The organism is Kitasatospora sp. NPDC022785 (assembly GCF_055561295.1).
Map to the genome: position 1 here is coordinate 90,163 of NZ_JBVHHB010000023.1, position 18,982 is coordinate 109,144.

14 protein-coding genes are annotated in these 18,982 nt (G+C 74.4%); 3 read left to right on the forward strand and 11 right to left on the reverse strand.

All coding sequences use genetic code 11. The features are described from left to right. Window positions 1–158: 158 nt before the first annotated feature. From ACZ3YO_RS29765 to ACZ3YO_RS29785, 5 genes are read right to left on the reverse strand one after another with little or no spacing between them, the layout of a single operon-like run. Window positions 159–2,291, reverse strand: coding sequence for an ATP-dependent DNA helicase (locus ACZ3YO_RS29765; protein WP_465575323.1), 2,133 nt, complete (start codon window positions 2,289–2,291; stop codon window positions 159–161). 12 nt (window positions 2,292–2,303) lie between these two features. Next, window positions 2,304–4,139 carry an IucA/IucC family protein gene (locus tag ACZ3YO_RS29770; RefSeq protein ID WP_465575325.1) on the reverse strand — a complete coding sequence of 612 codons (1,836 nt, stop codon included), beginning with the start codon at window positions 4,137–4,139 and terminating at the stop codon, window positions 2,304–2,306. Beyond that, window positions 4,117–5,517, reverse strand: a complete 1,401-nt coding sequence (locus tag ACZ3YO_RS29775) for a lysine N(6)-hydroxylase/L-ornithine N(5)-oxygenase family protein (protein WP_465575328.1) — start codon at window positions 5,515–5,517, stop codon at window positions 4,117–4,119. The genes ACZ3YO_RS29770 and ACZ3YO_RS29775 overlap by 23 nt, the downstream gene beginning before the upstream one ends. Window positions 5,518–5,532: 15 nt before the next feature. Further along, window positions 5,533–6,246: a GNAT family N-acetyltransferase gene (locus tag ACZ3YO_RS29780; RefSeq protein ID WP_465575421.1), complete on the reverse strand. Its 714-nt coding sequence runs from the start codon at window positions 6,244–6,246 to the stop codon at window positions 5,533–5,535. Then, the gene (locus ACZ3YO_RS29785; protein WP_465575331.1) at window positions 6,138–7,973 is read right to left on the reverse strand and encodes an IucA/IucC family protein; all 1,836 of its coding nucleotides are present in this window, start codon (window positions 7,971–7,973) and stop codon (window positions 6,138–6,140) included. The genes ACZ3YO_RS29780 and ACZ3YO_RS29785 overlap by 109 nt, the downstream gene beginning before the upstream one ends. A gap of 333 nt (window positions 7,974–8,306) precedes the next feature. Between ACZ3YO_RS29785 and ACZ3YO_RS29790 the strand changes: the two genes are divergently transcribed. Then, window positions 8,307–9,494 (forward strand): hypothetical protein, encoded by a 1,188-nt coding sequence (locus ACZ3YO_RS29790; RefSeq protein WP_465575334.1) that lies wholly within the window; start codon window positions 8,307–8,309, stop codon window positions 9,492–9,494. A 37-nt stretch (window positions 9,495–9,531) separates the two neighbouring features. Next, complete coding sequence (locus ACZ3YO_RS29795) at window positions 9,532–10,683, forward strand: trypsin-like serine peptidase (RefSeq protein WP_465575337.1); 1,152 nt, start codon at window positions 9,532–9,534, stop codon at window positions 10,681–10,683. A 126-nt stretch (window positions 10,684–10,809) separates the two neighbouring features. On the opposite strand, the gene hflX is transcribed toward ACZ3YO_RS29795, so the two are convergent. The 5 genes from hflX to miaA all read right to left on the reverse strand — a co-directional run bounded on the left by hflX (window position 10,810) and on the right by miaA (window position 17,737). Next, the gene (gene hflX, locus ACZ3YO_RS29800) at window positions 10,810–12,315 is read right to left on the reverse strand and encodes a GTPase HflX (protein ID WP_465554404.1); all 1,506 of its coding nucleotides are present in this window, start codon (window positions 12,313–12,315) and stop codon (window positions 10,810–10,812) included. 148 nt (window positions 12,316–12,463) lie between these two features. After that, window positions 12,464–14,905 (reverse strand): RelA/SpoT family protein, encoded by a 2,442-nt coding sequence (locus tag ACZ3YO_RS29805; RefSeq protein WP_465575340.1) that lies wholly within the window; start codon window positions 14,903–14,905, stop codon window positions 12,464–12,466. A 172-nt stretch (window positions 14,906–15,077) separates the two neighbouring features. Then, on the reverse strand, window positions 15,078–15,995 hold the full coding sequence (dapF, locus tag ACZ3YO_RS29810) for a diaminopimelate epimerase (protein WP_465575342.1): 918 nt from the start codon (window positions 15,993–15,995) through the stop codon (window positions 15,078–15,080). Window positions 15,996–16,068: 73 nt separating this feature from the next. Then, window positions 16,069–16,578 (reverse strand): hypothetical protein, encoded by a 510-nt coding sequence (locus ACZ3YO_RS29815; protein ID WP_396323797.1) that lies wholly within the window; start codon window positions 16,576–16,578, stop codon window positions 16,069–16,071. 229 nt (window positions 16,579–16,807) lie between these two features. After that, complete coding sequence (miaA, locus tag ACZ3YO_RS29820; RefSeq protein ID WP_465575423.1) at window positions 16,808–17,737, reverse strand: tRNA (adenosine(37)-N6)-dimethylallyltransferase MiaA; 930 nt, start codon at window positions 17,735–17,737, stop codon at window positions 16,808–16,810. Window positions 17,738–17,961: 224 nt separating this feature from the next. Between miaA and ACZ3YO_RS29825 the strand changes: the two genes are divergently transcribed. Continuing rightward, window positions 17,962–18,231 carry an antitoxin gene (locus tag ACZ3YO_RS29825; protein ID WP_465575346.1) on the forward strand — a complete coding sequence of 90 codons (270 nt, stop codon included), beginning with the start codon at window positions 17,962–17,964 and terminating at the stop codon, window positions 18,229–18,231. 40 nt (window positions 18,232–18,271) lie between these two features. Here ACZ3YO_RS29825 and ACZ3YO_RS29830 read toward each other — a convergent pair whose 3' ends face one another. Next, window positions 18,272–18,970, reverse strand: coding sequence for a class III extradiol ring-cleavage dioxygenase family protein (locus tag ACZ3YO_RS29830; RefSeq protein WP_465575349.1), 699 nt, complete (start codon window positions 18,968–18,970; stop codon window positions 18,272–18,274). Window positions 18,971–18,982 lie beyond the last annotated feature (12 nt).

Consider the following 18,982-nt stretch of genomic DNA (forward strand, 5'->3'; position numbering starts at 1 on the left):
GGGAGGCGTTCCCGGGCCACGCGGGAGGCGTTCCCGAGCGCGCTCCGACGGGGCGTTCCCGGGCCCACGGGACAGGTACTCGCCGGGTCCGGCTCAGAACTCCCGCAGGGAACGCCCTCTCGGAACGCCCGCGGAGAAGACCCGCCCAGAACGCCCGCTCAGCCCTTCCTGACCACCGGCCGGACCGGCGCCGCCGAGTCGTCGATCGCCGCCAGCGAGCGCCGCACCTGGTTGCGGTCGGTGGTGTACCAGAACTCCGGCATCGAGGACCGGAAGTACCCGCCGTACCGCTTGGTCTCCACCCGCGGGTCCAGCACCGCCACCACGCCCCGGTCGTCCGCGGCGCGCACCAGCCGGCCCGCCCCCTGCGCCATCAGCAGCGCCGCGTGGGTGGCCGCGACGGCCATGAAGCCGTTCCCGCCGCGCTGTTCGACGTCCTTCTGCCGGGCGCTCATCAGCGGGTCGTCCGGACGCGGGAACGGGATGCGGTCCATCACCACCAGCTGGCACGCCGAGCCGGGCACGTCCACGCCCTGCCAGAGCGAGAGCGTGCCGAACAGGCAGGTGGTGGCGTCCGAGGCGAACTCCCGGATCAGCTCGCCCAGGGTGTCCTCACCCTGGAGCAGGATCCGGTTGTCGAGCCGCCCGCGCATCGCCTCGGCGGCCGTCTGGGCGCCGCGCATCGAGGAGAACAGGCCCAGCGTCCGCCCGCCGGCCGCGCCGATCAGCTCGGCCAGCTCGTCCAGCATGTCGGGACGCTCCGGGTCGCGGCCCGGGTCGGCCAGGTGCTTGGCGACGTAGAGGATGCCCTGCTTGGGGTACTTGAACGGCGAGCCGACGTCGATGCCCCGCCAGTGCGGCACCACGTCCTCGCCGAAACCGGGCTCCGGGGCGTCCCCCGGCCCGCGCACGTCCGGCAGCCGGGCCTCCGAGGGCAGGCCGACCGAGGCCGCGACGCCGTTGAAGTCCCCGCCGAGCTTCAGGGTGGCCGAGGTGAGCACCACCGAGCGCTCCTTGTACAGGCCCTCGCGCAGCAGCCCGGAGACGCTCAGCGGGGCGACCCGCAGTGAGGCGGTGCCCATCCCGAACCGGTCGCTGCGCTCGATCCAGACCACGTCGTACTCGGAGTCGGCGAGCAGCCGCTCGGCCGTCTCGTGCAGCGCCTCGGCGGAGGCCATCGCCTGCTTGCGCACCGCGTCCTCGTCGCTGAGCGACTTGTCCCTGGTCTCGCCGAGCGAGGTGATCACCTGCCGGCTGGCGTCCCGGATCGCGGTGACCGCGTACGCCAGGTACTCGGGCAGCTCCTCGACCCGGCCGGGCTGAGCGGTCTCCATCAGGCCGTGGTAGTTCTCCGCGGCGCCCTGGAGGGCGTCCACGGCCTTCTCGTTGGCGAGCCGCGCGGCCCGCTTCACCGCACGGTTGACCGCGCCGACGGTCAGCTCGGCGGTGGCCGCGCCGGTGACCCGGTTGACCAGCTCGTGCGCCTCGTCGACGATCAGCAGCCCGTGCTCGGGCAGCACCGGCGCGCCCTCGATGGCGTCGATCGCCAGCATCGCGTGGTTGGTCACCACGACGTCCGCCAGCTTGGCCCGCTCGCGCGCCTTCTCGGCGAAGCACTCCTGCCCGTAGGCGCACCGGGTGGCGCCCAGGCACTCCTTGGAGGTGACCGAGAGCTGGGCCCAGGCCTTGTCGGAGACGCCGGGGCTGAGGTCGTCCCGGTCACCGGTCTCGGTCTCGTCGGCCCAGTCGCGCAGCCGCAGCACGTCCTGCCCGAGCTTGCCGGTGGGGCCGCCGAGCGCGTCCACCGGGTCGAACAGGCCCTCGCCCTCCTCGCTCGGGGTGCCCTCGTTGGCCCGGTGCAGGCAGAGGTAGTTGGAGCGGCCCTTGAGCATCGCGAACAGCGGGCGGCGGCGCAGCACCGGGTGCAGCGCCTCCACCGTGCGCGGCAAGTCCCGCTCGACCAGCTGGCGTTGGAGCGCCAGGGTGGCGGTGGCGACCACCACGCGGTCCCCGTGGGCGAGGGCCGGCACCAGGTAGGCCAGGGACTTCCCGGTGCCGGTGCCGGCCTGCACCAGCAGGTGCTCGCCGTGGTCGACGGCGTCGGCGACGGCCTCGGCCATGCGGACCTGGCCGGGGCGCTCGACGCCGCCGACGGCCTCGACGGCGGCGTGCAGCAGCTCGGGGAGCTGGGCCCGCGGGACGGCGGCCTCGGCGGCGTCGGCAGCGGCCGAATCGGCGGCGGCGTCCTCGGCGGCGTCGGCGGGGAGCTGGGATTCGGAGTCGTTCGTCATGACCCTCCCACCCTACGGGGCAGGGGTGACAATCCGGTCCCGTTGACCGGGCAGCCCGGCCGTCCCCTCGGGGGTGAGGGCGTTCGGGACGGTGCCGTGCCTGGCCGCGTGCGGGCGGTGCGGGCGGTCCCGGTAGCCGTCGAGGAGCAGCCGGTTGCGGTTGAGGCAGAGCCGGTCGATCCGTGGCCGGAACAGGTCGAAGAGGGCGAACCGCTCCTTCAGCTCGGGGAAGCGCTCCTGGTACCGGAGGACCTCGGCCCGCAGCAGCGCCCAGAACTCCGTCTCGGGCAGGCCGGTCTGCGCCTCCAGCAGCGGGGCGAGGTAGCGGAAGACGCCGATGAAGAGGCCGGAGTGGAGGAACTGGCAGAGGCCCTGAGGGTCCTCGCGCAGCAGCACCCCGGCCACCTCGGCGGGCAGCCCGCGCAGCTCGGGGAGGTCCTGGTCGCTGAGGTTGACGTCGTCGACGAAGTCCTTGACCGCGAGGCGCACGGGGGCGTCGGAGGAGTCGAAGACCAGGATGGCGTTCTCGCCGTGCGGGGAGAAGACCAGGCCGTACCGGTAGAGGAAGTGCAGCAGCGGCGGCAGCATCGCGGCGAACAGCCGGGCCGTCCAGGCGGCCGGGGCGAGCCCGGAGCGGGTGATCAGCTCGGCGGCCAGCGCCCGGCCGTCGGCGCCGCTCTGCAGCAGCGCGGCCAGGGTGCGGCCGCGCTCGCCGGCGTCCAGGGCGGGGCCGAGCGGTTCGCGCCAGATCGCGCCCAGCAGCTCCTTGTACTGGTAGGGCGCCTCGGGCAGCTCGCGGTAGAGCGGGTGGTCGACGGTGACGGAGGCGATCTCGCCGAGCAGCACCACCCGGCACTCGTCGCGCAGGAACGGGTCGGCCTGCCGGAGCCCGTGGATCCAGGCGGTGACGGCGGGCGCGGCCAGCGTGCGTTCGGTCGGGAGGCCGCGCCAGACCAGGGTGTTGAGGATGGCGAGCGGCAGCTTGACCGTGCAGCGGTCGGGGCGGCTCCGGTTGAAGAAGGAGCGGATGGACTGCTGGGGCAGCCGCAGGTCGCCGTCGGAGGGCAGCGGGACGATCTCGCCGGACGCGATCCACGGCGCGAACAGCGGGACGACGGTCTCGTCCCACTGCCAGGGGTGGACGGGCAGCAGCAGGTAGTCGTCGGCGTCCAGGCCGAGGGCGCGCAGCCCGGCGCGCAGCGCGTCCGGGTCGTCGATCTCGCGGGCGTACAGCTGCCCGGGCTCGGTGAGGCCGGGGACGCCCCGGTACTGGGCGAGCCGGCGGTGGACGGCGATCCAGGGCAGTGGCAGCGGGGTGCGCGCCTCCGGGGCCCAGCGGGCGGCGTCGGAGGCGGAGAAGCCGATCCGGCCCTTGTTGGGGACGATCCAGGGGTGGCCGCCCTGCCGGCCCTCCAGCTCGGTGTGGCCGAGGTCGGCCAGTTCGGCGGCGGTGAGCGCGGTGGCGAGCTGGTGCGCGTCGGAGATCAGGGTGGCGGTGAGCTCGCGGACGAGGTGGCCGGTGGTCTCGCCGTTCAGGCCGAGGGTGTGCCGGGCGTACGGGAGGAAGCGCAGCGGGTCGAGGCCGTCCGGCCGGGAGCAGCGCACCGAGTCCTCGGCCACCTGCCAGCTGCCGTAGGCGCCGCGGCGGGCGGTGAAGCGGTACTCGGCCTCGGGCAGGGGCAGCAGGTACGCGCCGTCGGCGGCGCCGGGGACCGGGGTGATCAGTTCCTCGTAGGCGAACTCGCCGAGCATCTTGGCCAGCAGCGCGCGGCCGGCCCGCCGCCAGTGCCCGGCGGTGAGCTGCGGGGGCAGGTACAGCGGCGGTTCAGCGGCCGGCGGTTGCGGCACGGGACAGCTCCTGGGGGCGAGGGACGGTGGTGGTGGGCGGGGTGGAGGCGGGGGCCGCCGGCTCCGGCGGGGCGAAGCCGGTCCACGCGGTACGGGCGGGCAGCCGGTGGACGGTCCGGCCGGTCACGGCGTTGAGGATCACCGCGGCGCGGTGGGCGCCGAGGCCGAGGTCGGGGGTGCCGACGCCGTGGGTGTGCAGTTCGGCGTTCTGTACGTACAGCCCGCCGGTGAGCTCGGGAAGGGTCGCGACCCGGTGGTCGAGGTCGACGCGGTAGCGGCCGGAGCCGTCCCAGTCGATCAGCTCGGCGAGCGGTTCCAGGGCGGCCGGGCGGGCGGCCCGGTAGCCGGTGGCGAGCACCACGGCGTCGGTGCGCAGGACGTGCTCGGCGCCGGAGTCGGTGTGCCGGCAGCGGAGTTCGAGCCCTCCGCAGGGGCCGGGCCGGGCGTCGGTGACGGTGGTTCCGGGGGTGATCTCGACCGGGTCGGCGTCGATCGGGCGGCCGATGGTCCGCTCGTACAGGTGGTCGTGGATCTCGGCGAGGGTCTCGGCGCTGGCGGCCTTGTGCAGCTGCCACTGGGCGTCGACCAGGCGGTCGCGGACCGGTTCGGGCAGGCCGTGGAAGTAGCGGGTGTAGTCGGGGGTGAAGTGCTCCAGGCCGAGTTTGGAGTACTCCATGGGGGCGAGGGCCCTGGTCCGGGTGAGCCAGCGCAGCCGGACGCCGTCGCCGGCGTGGCGCCGCAGCAGGTCGAGGAAGACCTCGGCGCCGGACTGCCCGCTGCCGACCACGGTGATGTCGCGGGCGCCGTCCAGGGCGGCGCGGCGGTCCAGGTAGTCGGCGGAGTGGAAGGCCCGCGGGTGGCCGGCGACACCGGCGAAGGCTTCGGGCAGGAGCGGCCGGGTGCCGACGCCGAGCACGAGGTTGCGGGCGTGCACCTCCTCGCGCCGGCCGGTGGCGGTGTCGAGCAGCTCGGCCCGGTAGCGGTCCCCCTCCCAGTGCAGGGCGGTGACGACGGTGGCGAACCGGCAGTTGGCGAGCCGCTCGGCGGCCCAGCGGCAGTAGTGCTCGTACTCCCGGCGGGGCAGCTGGAAGCGCTCGGCGAAGTAGAACGGGAAGAGCCGGTCCTGTTCGCGCAGGTAGTTGAGGAAGGACCAGCGGTTGGTCGGGTCGACCAGCGAGACGAGGTCGGCGAGGAAGGGCACCTGCATCCGGGCCCCGTCGACCAGCATCCCGGGGTGCCAGCGGAACTCCGGGCGCTGGTCGCAGAAGAGCGTGCGCAGGCCCGGGACGGGCTCGGCCAGCGCGGCGAGCGAGAGGTTGAACGGGCCGATGCCGACGCCGAGGAGGTCGTACGGCTCGGGCTGGGGTGGGGTGTCCATGGGGTGGGCGGTGTCCTAGGCGGGGTTCGGGGCGGAGGGGAGCGGGCCGCGGGCGCGGTCGCGGTCGCGGACCATCAGGGCGGCCCGTTTCCCGGGCAGGTCGAGTTCGGCGGCGGGTACGAAGCCGGCCCGTTCGAAGGCCCGGACGGACCGCCGGTTCCGGACGTCGGGTTCGGCCACCACGCGCTCGCAGTGCGGCCGTTCCCGCAGGATCCGGTCGGCCAGCGCGGCGAGCAGCGTGGAGCCGAGGCCCCGCCCGCGCCGGTCGGCCGGTCCGAGCAGCAGGTGGACGCCGGTGTCGTGGGGCCGGGCGGGGTAGTACCCGGCGAGCGGGTCGAGGTCGGCGCGGTAGAGCTCCCAGTAGCTCATCGGGGTGCCGTCGAGCAGGCCGAGGCAGGGCGCGCTGTTCCCGTCGCCGTCGAGCTGGGCCCGGATGTGGCGTTCGGTGGTGGCGGGCGGCCCGGCGAGGTCCCAGAAGGCGGCGGTCTCCGGGTCGTTCATCCAGCCGGTGAGCAGTTCCAGGTCGGCGGGCAGCCGGACCGGGCGGAGCCGGAACTCGCCGGCGGTGGTGGGCATGGCGCCCCAGCCTGCGACCTCCTCGGCCGGGCTCGCGGCGGAGGTCACGCGCCGGCCACCGGGTTGGGGATGTCGACGTAGACGGACTGGGTGGCGACCGGGCCGACCAGCTCGTCCATGCCGTTGATCCGGGTGAGCAGGTTGGCCTTGCAGGGCAGGGTGGCCGCGTCCAGCAGCAGGGCGGGCAGTGCGGAGCCGGTGGCCGCGACCCGGGGGCTGCCCAGGAAGCCGCGCAGCGCGGCCAGCAGCACCGCCTCGTCGGCCAGCCGCTGGGAGCCGAGGGCGCCGATCAGGCCGAGGACGTGGTTGATGCCGAGGTAGTAGGCGAAGTGGTGGTCGATCACCTCGTCGGCGAGGAAGGTGTCGCTCTGCGCGCCGAGGCCGGCCAGCCGGCCGGTGAGCCGCTCGGCCGCACTCTGGCGGTAGTAGAAGCCCTGGTTGTCGCGGTAGCGCCCGCCGGTCGGCCAGCCGTCGGCGTCGAGCAGGACGAGACTGTTCTGCTGGTGCGCCTCCAGCGCGATGCCGGCCCGTCCGTCCAGCCAGAGGACGGGCAGCACGACGGCGTCCAGGTAGCGCAGGAACCATTCGGCGGCCACGGTGGCCAACGGGCGGCCGCAGCGGGCGGCGAGGGAGCGCAGGACGTCGCCGAGCCGGGACGGCACGGTGTCGCCGGCGCCGAGCGGCTGTTCGGCGACCAGCCCGGCCACGCAGAGCACGCGGTCGACGGGGGCGAAGGGCTGGGCGCGCAGCACGGTGTCCAGGCCGCCCGGGTCGCCGAGGGCGGGGTGGTCGACGCCGATCCAGGCCGGGTCGCGGACGATGTCGAAGCCGGGGTGGGCGGCCCGCCACTCGGCGGCCAAGCCGCTCTCCAGCAGCCGGTGCATCTCCAGGCCGCGGTGCAGTTCCTTGCGGAGGTTCTCCCGGCGGGAGTTGGTGATCCGCAAGCCGAGCGAGAGCTTCAGCATCCAGGGCGTGCCGGGCCGGTAGACGGTGCGCACCGAGGAGGTCGGGTACCAGGGTGTGCCGGCCGGGCCGAGGTCGTGCAGCAGTCCGTCGGCGAGGAGTCCGGCCACGGCCGGGCGCAGCGCCAGTTCGCGGGCCTGCCAGGGGTGCAGCGGCAGGGCGGCGGTGCCGGGCGGTAGCAGGGCCGGGTCGCCGAGGAGTCGGGCGGTGATCCGGTCGGCGCTCTCGGTCACGGCGGAGCCGGCGGCGAGCAGTTCGCGGTCGACGGCGTACCAGTGCAGCTGGAACGAGCCGTGGAGTTCCGGGGAGTAGGCGGCGCTCTGCGCGGGGCCGAGGCCGTCGCGGCTCTTCGGGGTGGGGTGCAGCGGGTGGCCGAGCAGCAGGGACTGTTCGGCGGCGAGGAAGTGGGAGCCTTCCGGCCCGCCGGGGGCGGCGGCGGTGCGGTGGTGGGTGAGGATGTCGGCGGTGCGGACGACGGAGTCGGCGACCCGGGCGGCGAGGTCGGCGACCTGGCCGGGGTCGGGGCGGGCGGCGGCCGCGGCGGCGAGCAGCGCGGCGGTGGTGACGGCGTCGACCGGGGCGTCGCGGCCATCCCCCGCCGCGGCGCCCCCGCCGGCCGAGAGGGTGGCCGGGCCGAAGCGGTGCCAGCCGGCCCTGGACCAGTGGCGGACAGGCGCGGAAAGCCGGGCGGCGCCGCCGAGGACGGCGATCCGCAGCCGCCCGTCGGGGCCGGGCGTGGCGCCGGTCTCGCGGGCCCAGCAGCGCAGCAGGGCCTCCAGGGCCGCCTGTTCGGCGGCGACGGCCGGGTCCGGGTGAAGCAGCGGATCGGGTTGCGCCGGGCCGGCCACGGCGGGGCGGGCCGGGGCGGGCCGGCGCGCCGGGACGTCGGGCGGGGCTCCGGTGAGGGCGGTGCTCAAGGCTGCTCCTTGGGGCGCGTGGGGTGCGGACGCGCGCGGGTGGTGGAGAGGGTCTGGCGGGCGCTCGCACCGTCGCGTCAGGTAAGGGTTACCTATCCCTGACGGGTGATCACAAGGGCGGCTCACTCGTCCGGGTGAAGAGCGGTGATTGTTCACCCCTGGGGTGGCAGCCCCTGCCGTGGCAACGAGCCGACGGGGCGTTCGTCACAGATCGGTGACCTCCCGTCAGCTCCGGAACCCGGGGGTCGGCCCGTGCCGTCCTGGAGGCCAGTGGGAGACTCCAGGGCGGCGGGCGCCGCCGGAACAGGACCATCCAGGGGGAGAGCGAACACCATGCCATCGATCCACCGGTCAGCCATGGCCGCGGCCCTTGCCGCCGGAACCCTGCTCGCCGTGAGCGCCTGCGGCCCGGACGGCCCCGCCGGCGACGGGGGCACCGCCGCACCGCCACCGGCCTCGACGAGCGCCACCGCCTCCGCCTCCGCGGGGGGCGGCGGAGTGATCGGCGGTCTCACCCTGCCGTCGGGCATCCCGACCAGCCTGCTGGAGGGCCTGCCGAAGAGCTGGGACGACCTGAAGAAGTGGAAGTTCGAGGACTGGGACAACTGGGCCTCCAAGCACGTCTTCAACAACCCCGTCGTCAAGGACTTCTGGAACCCGGACAAGATGGGCGACTCCAAGCCCGCCGAACCGGCGCCGCCCACCGCCAAGCCGGCCGGGGACGCCGGGGTCACCGACCCCGAGCCGCCCGTGGTCAAGGCGACGCCGGTGGCCCGCCCGTACACCAAGCAGCCCTCGGGCAAGGTGTTCTTCAGCGCCGAGGGCGGCCGCGGCAACTGCTCGGCCACCGTGATCGCCGACCCGGCCCACCCCGGCAAGAGCAACCTGGTCTGGACGGCCGGGCACTGCGTGCACCCGGGCAAGGGCGGCGACTTCTACAAGGACCTCGTCTTCGTCCCCGCCTACAACAACTCCGGTGCCTCCAGCGGCGGCAAGAAGGCCCCGCTGGCGGAGCTGGCTCCGCTCGGCACCTGGTGGGCCAAGGACGTGGTGACCTCGCCGCAGTGGACGGTCGAGGGCGGCGGCACCGGTGACGCCGCCAGCCAGTACGACTTCGCGGTCATGCGGGTGCAGAACCAGAACGACACCGCCAAGTCGCTGGAGGAGACGGTCGGTTCGGCCGTTCCGGTCTGGTTCGACGCCCCGCGCGACCAGCTGAAGGTCTCGGCCGTCGGGTACCCGCTCTACAAGCCCTTCGACGGGCAGGAGCTGTACAAGTGCGACGGCGGCAAGCCGGTCCGGCTCTCCTTCGACCCGAAGCGCCCGTCGATGCACACCATCGGCTGCACCATGACGCAGGGCTCCAGCGGCGGCGGCTGGTTCGCCCCGATGCCGGACGGCAGGCTCGCACTGGTCAGCAACACCTCCATCGGCACCCAGGACCACACCTCGCTGAGCGGCCCGTACCTGGAGACGGTCGCCAAGCAGGCCCTGGACTACATCTCCCGCAAGCAGAAGTAGCCGCCTGGCAGGAACCGACCGACGGGGAGAGATCACCATGCCACCGATCACCACGGCCGGGCCCGGCCGCCGGGCCGCGACGGCCGGAGCCGCCGTGCTCGCCGTGCTCGCCCTCAGCGCGACCGCCTGCGGGCCGGACAACGAGAAGAGCAACGAGGCCGCGGGCACTCCGTCCGCGACCGCCACCACCGCGCCCGGCAAGCCGGGGGCCGCACTGCCCAGCAGCCTCCAGGACCTCGCCAACTGGAAGCTCGACGACTGGGCGAGGTTCGTCGGCGACAACGCCTTCGTCAACGAGGTCGCCCAGGGGTTCTGGTCGATCGCCAAGATGGAGAACGCCAAGGGCCGGGCCACCCCGGAGTACTCGCACACGACGGCCGGCAGCACGGTCGAGCGGGACACCCCGCCGGCCGCCATCCCCGCCAAGCCGCAGCCGCACCCGTACAGCCCGGCGACGGCCGTGGTCGGCAAGATCTTCATGACCACGCCCGAGGGCGACTCGATGTGCTCCGGCACCGTGGTCTCCGACCCGGCCAACCCCGGCCGGAGCAACCTCGTCTACACCGCCGCGCACTGCCTGCACGACGGCAAGGGCGGCACCTGGCTGAAGGACATCACCTTCGTCCCCGGCTACAACCGGGACGGACAGGCCAGCCGGGGCAGGCAGTACAGCGAGCAGCAGGTCTCCCCGTACGGGCGGTGGACGGCGGTCCGCGCGCTGGTCTCGCCGACCTGGGTGAAGGAGAACGGCGTCGGCCCCAACTCCCAGTACGACTACGGGATCATCCGGGTCCGCAACGAGAACGGCTCCGGCAAGTCGCTGGAGGAGACGGTCGGCAGCTCGATCCCGGTCTGGTTCAACGCCCCGCGCGGGCAGATCACCTCGGCCTTCTCCTACGGCTACCCGGCCGAGCGGCCGTTCGACGGTATGGAGCTCAGCCACTGCGACTCCGCGATCCCCCCGGTCAAGCTCTCCTTCGACCCGGCCCGGCCGCCGATGTACGTGATCGGCTGCACCATGACCGGAGGCTCCAGCGGCGGCGGCTGGTTCATCACCAAGGACGGCAAGCCGAACCTGATCAGCGTCAACTCGATCGGCAACCGCAACCCGTCCGAGTACATGGCCGGCCCCTCTCTCCAGGAGCAGGCGCGGCAGGCCTTCGACTACTTCTCCAAGAACGCGAAGTAGGCCCGCGGCAACGCCGACGGCCCCGGTCTCCGTTGAGGAGACCGGGGCCGTCGGCGTTCTGCTCGGACCTCGGGATCCCCGGGCCCGCGGAGCCCTGAGCCCTGCGCAGCCTCGGCCCCGCGGGCCTCAGCCCTGCAGCGCGACCGAGAATCGCTCCAGCTCGGCGGCCAGCTCGGCCTGCACCTTGGCGTGCAGCAGCGTGCCCTCCGCGGTGTGCTCGGTCGAGATCAGCTCACCCTCGGCGTGCACCCGGGAGACCAGGCCACCGTGGGTGTACGGCACCAGTGCCTGCACCTCGATCGCCGGGCGCGGCAGCTCGTCGTCGATGAGCTTCAGCAGCTCCTCCATGCCCAGCCCGGTGCGGGCCGACACCACGATGGCGTGCGGCTCGCGGCGCAGCAGGCGCTGGAGTACGTGCGGGTCGGCCGCGTCGGCCTTGTTGATCACCACGATCTCCGGCACGTTCTGCGCGTCGACCGAGACGATGACCTCGCGGACGGCGGCCAGCTGCGTCTCCGGCTCGGGGTGCGAGCCGTCCACCACGTGGAGGATGAGGTCCGCGTCGGCGACCTCCTCCATGGTGGAGCGGAACGCCTCGACCAGGTGGTGCGGCAGGTGCCGGACGAAGCCGACGGTGTCGGCCAGCGTGTAGAGCCGGCCGCTCGGGGTCTGCGCCCGGCGCACGGTCGGGTCCAGGGTGGCGAACAGCGCGTTCTCCACCAGGACGCCCGCGCCGGTGAGCCGGTTGAGCAGGGAGGACTTGCCGGCGTTGGTGTAGCCGGCGATGGCCACGGACGGCACCTGGTGGCGCTTGCGCTCCTGGCGCTTGGTGTCGCGGCCCTTCTTCATCTCGGCGATCTCCCGGCGGAGCTTCGCCATCTTCTCGCGGATCCGGCGCCGGTCGGTCTCGATCTTGGTCTCACCGGGACCACGCGTGGCCATGCCGCCGCCGGACGTGCCGGAGCCACCACCACCCATCTGCCGGGAGAGCGACTGACCCCAGCCTCGCAGCCGCGGCAGCATGTACTGCATCTGCGCGAGCGAGACCTGCGCCTTGCCCTCACGGGACTTGGCGTGCTGGGCGAAGATGTCCAGGATCAGGGCCGTCCGGTCGACGACCTTGACCTTGACCACGTCCTCCAGGTGGATCAGCTGGCCCGGGGTGAGCTCACCGTCGCAGACCACGGTGTCGGCACCGGTGGCCGCGACGATGTCCCGCAGCTCCTTCGCCTTGCCGGAGCCGATGTAGGTGGCGGCGTCGGGCTTGTCGCGGCGCTGGATGACGCCGTCCAGCACCTGGGAGCCGGCCGTCTCGGCAAGCGCGGCGAGCTCCGCCATGGAGTTCTCCGCCTCCTCCAGCGTGCCGTCCGTCCAGACACCGACGAGCACCACGCGCTCCAGGCGGAGCTGGCGGTACTCGACCTCGGTGACGTCTTCGAGTTCGGTGGAGAGGCCGGCGACCCGGCGCAGGGCTGCACGCTCGCTGCGGTCGTACTGGTCGCCGTCGTAGTGGTGGTGGCCGAGGTCCTCGTCGATGGCCGCGAGGTCCTCGTCCATGAGGGCTTCCGCCCGCAGACCGTCGAGGCGGCGCGGGGCGTCGGCGTGGTCGCGGGCTTCGAACGTGGAGGTCATTCTGTCCTTTGGCTGGCTGGTACGGAGGGCCTGTCTGCGTGACCGTACCGACGGTCACACCCGGAGTCTGCCCAGCTGCCGCCTCGTCTACCGCTCGGGCGAGATGTGAGCTACCCCGCGGGACCGCGGCCCCACACAGGCAATTCTCTCAGTGCCCGGTGAACGCCGCGGACCGGCCGTGAATTCCCCACGATGTTCGCACGCCCGGTGCGGACGGGGCATCCCCATTTTCCGGTCCGGAGACCGGTCCGTCCTCGCCCGCGGGGCCGTCCCCGTCCGCCGGGCCGCCCAACGCCGCCGGGCCGTCCCCGTCCGCCGGGCCGCCCAACGCCGCCGGGCCGTCCCCGTCCGCCGGGCCGCCCCCGGCGCCGGGCTCCGCCTCCCCCGCCCGAGGACGCGCGCCGCCGCCGCCCGCCGGTGCGTGCGGGCGGCTCACGTCGTACACCCCCGAGACCCGCAGCATCGCCCGCATCACCGCGGCCAGCGCGGCCGGCTCGGGCAGCTCGACGGTGTAGGTGTGCCGCACCCGCAGCTCCTGCGGCGGCTCGACCTCGGCCGAGACGATGCCGACGCCCTCCCCCGAGATCGCCGCGGTGAGGTCGGCCAGCAGCCGGGGCCGGTTGAGCGCCTCGGCCCGCAGGGTCGCCCGGTAGCCGGACGGCGGCGCGCCGTCGGGCTGCCAGTGGATCTCCAGCGCGCCGCGCCCGTCCGCCCGCATCCGCTCACCCGCCGGACAGCCGGTGCGGTGCACGGCGACGGCGCCGCCGCGGATCGCGAAGCCGCTGATCTCGTCCGGCGGCACCGGGGTACAGCAGCGGGCCAGCCGGACCGGTGCCCCCGGGCGGCCGGCCACCGCCACCGGGGCGGCGCCGCGCTCGGCGGCCCGGTGCGCGGGCGGCGCCGGCTGGCCGGCCGAGGGGCCGGTGCGGACCACCGGCAGCCGCGCCGGGTGGTCGGCGAGCCATCGTTCGATGGCCAGCCTGGCGGCCGGGGTGCGGGCGTGCGCCAGCCATTCGGGCGCGGGGCCGGAGGGGTGGGCGGCCGGGTCGCCCTGCTCGGTGAGGATGGCCAGCCGGTCACCGTCCTGGAGGACGGTGGAGAGCGAGGTGAGCCGGCCGTTGACCCGGGCACCGATACATCGGTGGCCGGTCTCCTCGCCGAGCAGGTAGGCGGCGTCCACACAGCTGGCGCCGGCCCGCAGCTGAAGCGTTTCGCCGGCCTCGGTGACGACGGTGATCTCGCGGTCCCCGGCGAGGTCGGCGGTGAGCGCGGACCAGAAGGCGTCCGGGTCGGGTGTCTCCTGCTGCCACTCCAGCAGCCGGCTGAGCCAGCCCGGCCGGGCCGGGTCGGTGCGGTCCAGCTCGTCCGTGCCCTGGTCCGCGCCGCCGGCCCCGGGCTGCCGGGGGTCACCGAGGGCGACCACGCCGGTCTGCGCGACCTCGTGCATCCGCCGGGTGCGGACCAGTACCTCGACCACCGCGCCGCCCTCCAGCGCCACCGCGGTGTGCAGCGACTGGTACAGGTTGAACTTGGGGGCGGCCACGAAGTCCTTGAACTCGCCGGGCAGCGGCGTCCAGCAGGTGTGCAGCTCGCCGAGGACGGCGTAGCAGTCCGCGTTCTCCTCGACCACCACCAGCAGCCGCCCGAAGTCGGCCGGCTGCGGCCCCTGCGGCCGCCCGTCGGGGCCGGGTGCGGCGGCCCGCTTGAGCAGCACCCGGTGCAGCGAGACGCAGTGCCGGGGGCGGACGGTGACCTCGGCGGCCACCCCGGCCTCGGCGAGCTGGCGTGCCAGCGTCCGGGCGAAGGGTTCGAGCAGGGCGTCCGGTTCGGCCTCGTGGCCGGCCTGCAGGGCGCGCGCGCGGGCGTACTCCTCCGGGTGGAGGGTGGCGAAGACGATGTCCTCCAGCTCCGACTTGAGTACCTGGATGCCGAGCCGCTCGGCCAGCGGGATCAGCACGTCCCGGGTGACCTTGGCGATCCGGACCTGGCTGGCCGGCCTCATGTGCCGGATGGTGCGCATGTTGTGCAGCCGGTCGGCGAGCTTGATCACCATCACCCGGACGTCGTCCCCGGTGGCGACGAGCATCTTGCGGAAGGTCTCGGCCTCGGCGGCCGCACCGAAGTCGACCTTCTCCAGCTTCGTCACCCCGTCGACCAGATAGGCGACTTCGGGGCCGAACTCCTCGCCGACCTGAGCCAGGGTCAACTCGGTGTCCTCGACAGTGTCGTGGAGCAGCGAGGAGACCAGGGTGGTCGTCCCGGCGCCGAGTTGGGCCAGGATCATGGTGACGGCCAGCGGGTGGGTGATGTACGGCTCGCCGCTCTTGCGTTTCTGCCCGCGATGGCTGGCCTCGGCCAGGCGGTAGGCCCGGCCGAGCAGGCCGAGGTCGGCCTGCGGGTGGTGCCGGCGGTGGGCCTGGACGAGCGGTTCGAGGGCGTCGGGCACCGGCGTGCGGCCGGTGGCCAGCAGCGCGGCGCGCCCGGCCCGGCCGAGTGCGGCCCGCCCTAACCCCCCGAGGGGCCGCTTGGGCCCGGCCTGCCGTGCGGACGTCGGCTGCCCCGCAAGGGGCTGCCCGGCTTCGATGGTCATCGTCGGCACCTCCGGCAGCGTCACCGGCTGCTCCCCTCCGAGGGGCGCTCGACCCGGTGATCCATGCTACCGAGCAGAGCACGTTCCGCGATGCCCTGCTTCCCGTCCGTGACCCGGATCACCCTAACGGGGGGATTCGTCGCTGCACGAAATGGGCAAACCGCCCGCGCCGTCAGCCGTGGACGGCCTGGAGGGTCGCCAGCCACCGCGGGTCGAGCTCGCCGCGCGCCACGATCACCGCCGGGCCGGTCATCTCCACCCGGCCGTCCGGGTACTCGGTGATCACCACCCGGCCGCCCGGCAGGTCCACGGTGTAGCTGACGGCCTCGCCGGTGACCGCCGGGTCGGCGCCGTCCCGGCGGGCGGTGGCCACCGCGACGGCGCAGGCGCCGGTACCGCAGGAGCGGGTCTCGCCGGAGCCCCGCTCGTGCACCCGCATCGCGACGTGCCGCGGCCCGCGGTCCACCACGAACTCGACGTTGACGCCCTCGGGGTAGGCGCCCTCGGGGCTGGTGAGCGGCGCGCTGTACAGGTTGCCGGCGTGGTCCAGGCTCTCGACGAAGGCGACCGCGTGCGGGTTGCCCATGTTGACGTTGCGGGCCGGCCAGCTGCGCCCGCCGACCGTGACCTCGATCCCGTCCGGGCCGGGCAGCAGCGCGCGCCCCATGTCGACGGTGACCTCGCCGGGGGTGCCGTCCTCGGCGTCCTCGGCGACCCGGGCCGTCCGCACGCCGGCCCGGGTGGCGATGGCCACCTCGCCCGGCTCGGCCAGCCCGGCCTCGACCAGGTAGCGGGCGAAGACCCGGACGCCGTTGCCGCACATCTCGGCGATCGAGCCGTCGGCGTTGCGGTAGTCCATGAACCACTCGGCCCGGTCGGCCTGGTCGGCCGCGGCCGGGTCGGCGGCCGAGCGCACCACGCGCAGCAGACCGTCGGCGCCGATGCCGGCCCGGCGGTCGCACAGCACGGCGACGGCCTCGGGGCCGATCACCAGCTTGCCGTCCGGGTCGGGCACGATGACGAAGTCGTTCTGGGTGCCGTGCCCCTTGAGGAAGGACAGGCCGGCGGGCTGCGGGGAGGTGTCGCTCACGCTGCCGATGATACTGAGCCGCCGGCCGGGCCGGCCGGGCGGACCACCAGGCGGACCGCGTCCGCCGGCGGGGTCAGCGCAGGTGGACGACCCGCCACAGGGCGAGCGCGCAGGCGGCCAGCGCGATCAGGGTGTAGATCACGATCGCCTTCCACCCGGCCCGCCGGCCGGAGCCGCGGCGCGGCAGGCCCGGCCACTTGTACCCGGCGTGCCGGGCGGCCATCGCACCCCAGCCGACCGAGGCCGCGGTGAGCAGCAGCCCGAGCATCCCGACCATCGCCGAACCGGCCCCGGCCGAGCCGAAGGCCAGCGGGAAGGCGAACATCAGCGAGCCGGCGGTGGCCAGCAGCGCTATCGGCAGCGTCTGCCACCAGCGCAGCCGGCGGCGTGGGCGGATCTCCCGCTCGTGCACCGCACCGGCGGGGGCGCGGGTGTCCAGCGCGGGCAGCGCGACCGCGTAGGAGGTGGGGGCGTCGAGGCCGGGCAGCACGGGCAGGTCCGGCATGGTCGACGCGTCGAGGTCGTCGGCCTGTGCGGTGGCGCTCCCGCTCTGGCCGGTTTCGGGGCCGGTACCCGTCGACACGCGGCCTCCCCTGACAGTTCGACACGAGTGCGGACTCGCGGCCGGGCACGGTCGGCCCGCCCGGGCCGACCCTTATGACCTCGATGATGGCATGTCCAGAGAGGCGTTCCGGGCCTGACCGGGGTCATCGGGTGATCCGTGGCCATCACGTGATCCGGCCGTAACCGCGGGTTCGTCCTGCACGCCCACCTGCGCGCGCAAGTGCACCGCCGGAATGGCCGGATACCGCCTACGGCAGGGCCGATTCCTGACGGCAGATCAGTTCCAGCGAGCGGGCGAGCAGCTCGCCGGGGTCCGCGCCGGCCGGGCGGGAGAGCCAGTGGATCCGGTCGTCGCGGCGGAACCAGGACTCCTGCCGGCGGGCGAACCGCTTGGTGGCGCGGACGGTTTCGGCCCGCGCCTCGTCCTCGGTGCACTCCCCGGCGAAGTGGTCGAGCACCTGCTGGTAACCGAGCGCCCGGGAGGCGGTCCTCCCCTCGCGCAGGCCGAGCCTCTCCAGCTCCCGGACCTCGTCCGGCAGACCGGCCTCCCACATCCGGTCGACCCGCAGGGTGATCCGCTCGTCCAGCTCGGGCCGGGGTACCGCGACGCCGATCTGCACCGCGTCGTAGACGGCGGTGTTGCTCGGCAGGTTGGCGGTGAACGGCTGCCCGGTGATCTCGATGACCTCCAGCGCCCGGACGATCCGCCGGCCGTTGCCGGTCAGGATCGCCGCGGCGGCGGCCGGGTCCAGCTCCGCGAGCCGCCGGTGCAGCGCGTACGGGCCGGCCTGGTCGAGCTCGGCCTCCAGCCGGGCCCGGACCGCCGGGTCGGTGCCGGGGAAGTCCATCTCGTCGATCGCCGCCCGGACGTACAGCCCGGAGCCGCCGACCAGGACGGGGGTGCGGCCGGCCGCGAGCAGCCGGTCGATCTCGGCCCGGGCGAGCCGCTGGTACTCGGCGACGGACGCGGCCTCGGTGACGTCCCAGATGTCCAGCAGGTGGTGCGGGACGCCGCCGCGCTCGTCGAGCGTGAGCTTGGCGGTGCCGATGTCCATGCCCCGGTAGAGCTGCATCGAGTCGGTGTTGATCACCTCGCCGCCGAGGCTGCGGGCGAGGGCGACGGCCAGGTCGGACTTGCCGGCGGCGGTCGCACCCACCACGGAGACCACGCGCGGCACGGTGGCACCGGGCTGGACGGGGCCGGGCTGCGCGGGCCCGGGCTGGACGGTACTGGAGCTGCTCACCGGACCAGTCTCGCAAAACCGCCGACGCGACGGAGACCTCCCCGCCCGGTGGGTCCTATTGAGCGACGATATGACCGTTTCCGCCCATATCCCCAGTTGAGAACGGTTCGGCCGCGAGAGACGTTGAGCAGGAGACAGAGAGGAACGGTGAGGACGCCATGGGTCTGATGGACAACCTCAAGGGCAAGGCCGAGGAGCTCAAGGAGAAGGCCAGCGAGCTGGCTGGCAAGCACAGCGACCAGATCGAGCACGCGGTCGACAAGGCCGGTGGCGCCATCGACAAGGCCACCAAGGGCAAGTACAGCGAGAAGATCGAGCACGGCACCAGCAAGGCCAAACACGCGGTGGAAGACTTCGCCCACAAGTCCGGCGGCCCGGGCGGCACCACCCCCGGCACCCCCGTCGACGGCCAGGGCCCGACCCCCTGAGCCCGCGCTCCCGAGCCGCTCGCCCGGGCAGGGCCGCGGGTCAGCTCCAGGACGCCACGAGGTACCCGACCCCGTACGGCGCGTCCCGGTAGCCCAGGCGCGCGGTGAGGCCGGCGCCCTCGGCGGCGCCGGCCAGCACCTGCCAGGGGGCGCGGCCCTCGGCCTTCAGCTCGGCGGCCAGGCCCGCGTCCAGGGCGGCCAGGGCGGCCAGGTCCGCCGAGCCCAGGGCGTCGGCGAGCGCCGCGTCGAAGCCCTCGGCCCGCTCGTCCAGGTAGCCCGGTGCCTTCAGCGAGCGGCAGGCGCTGCCGTCGCCCATGACCAGCAGCCCGACCCGGTCGGCCAGCCCGGCCAGGCCCTGGCCGAGACCCAGCATCCGGTCGGCGGGCGCGTCCGCGGGCACCGCGCAGGCGTGCGTCGGCAGGGTCGCCCCGGCCCGCTCCAGCAGCCAGGCACCGACGGTCAGCGAGGGCGCCAGCTCCGGGCCCTCGACCCGGCCGGCCGGCAGCCTGGCCACCAGCGGCACCCCGTAGCGGTGGAAGGAACCGGCCCCGCCCTCGGTCCACACCTCGGCCTCCGGCCCGGTGCCGACCACCACGACCAGCTCCGGCCCGGCCGCGAGCAGCGCGGCCAGCGCCTCGTCGCAGGCCGCGCGCAGCGGCTCCAGCTCGGCGGCCGCACCGGCGGCGACCTCCGGGACGAGCAGCGGCGGGCAGGGGCAGACGGCGGCGGCAACCAGCATGTGGATCACTCT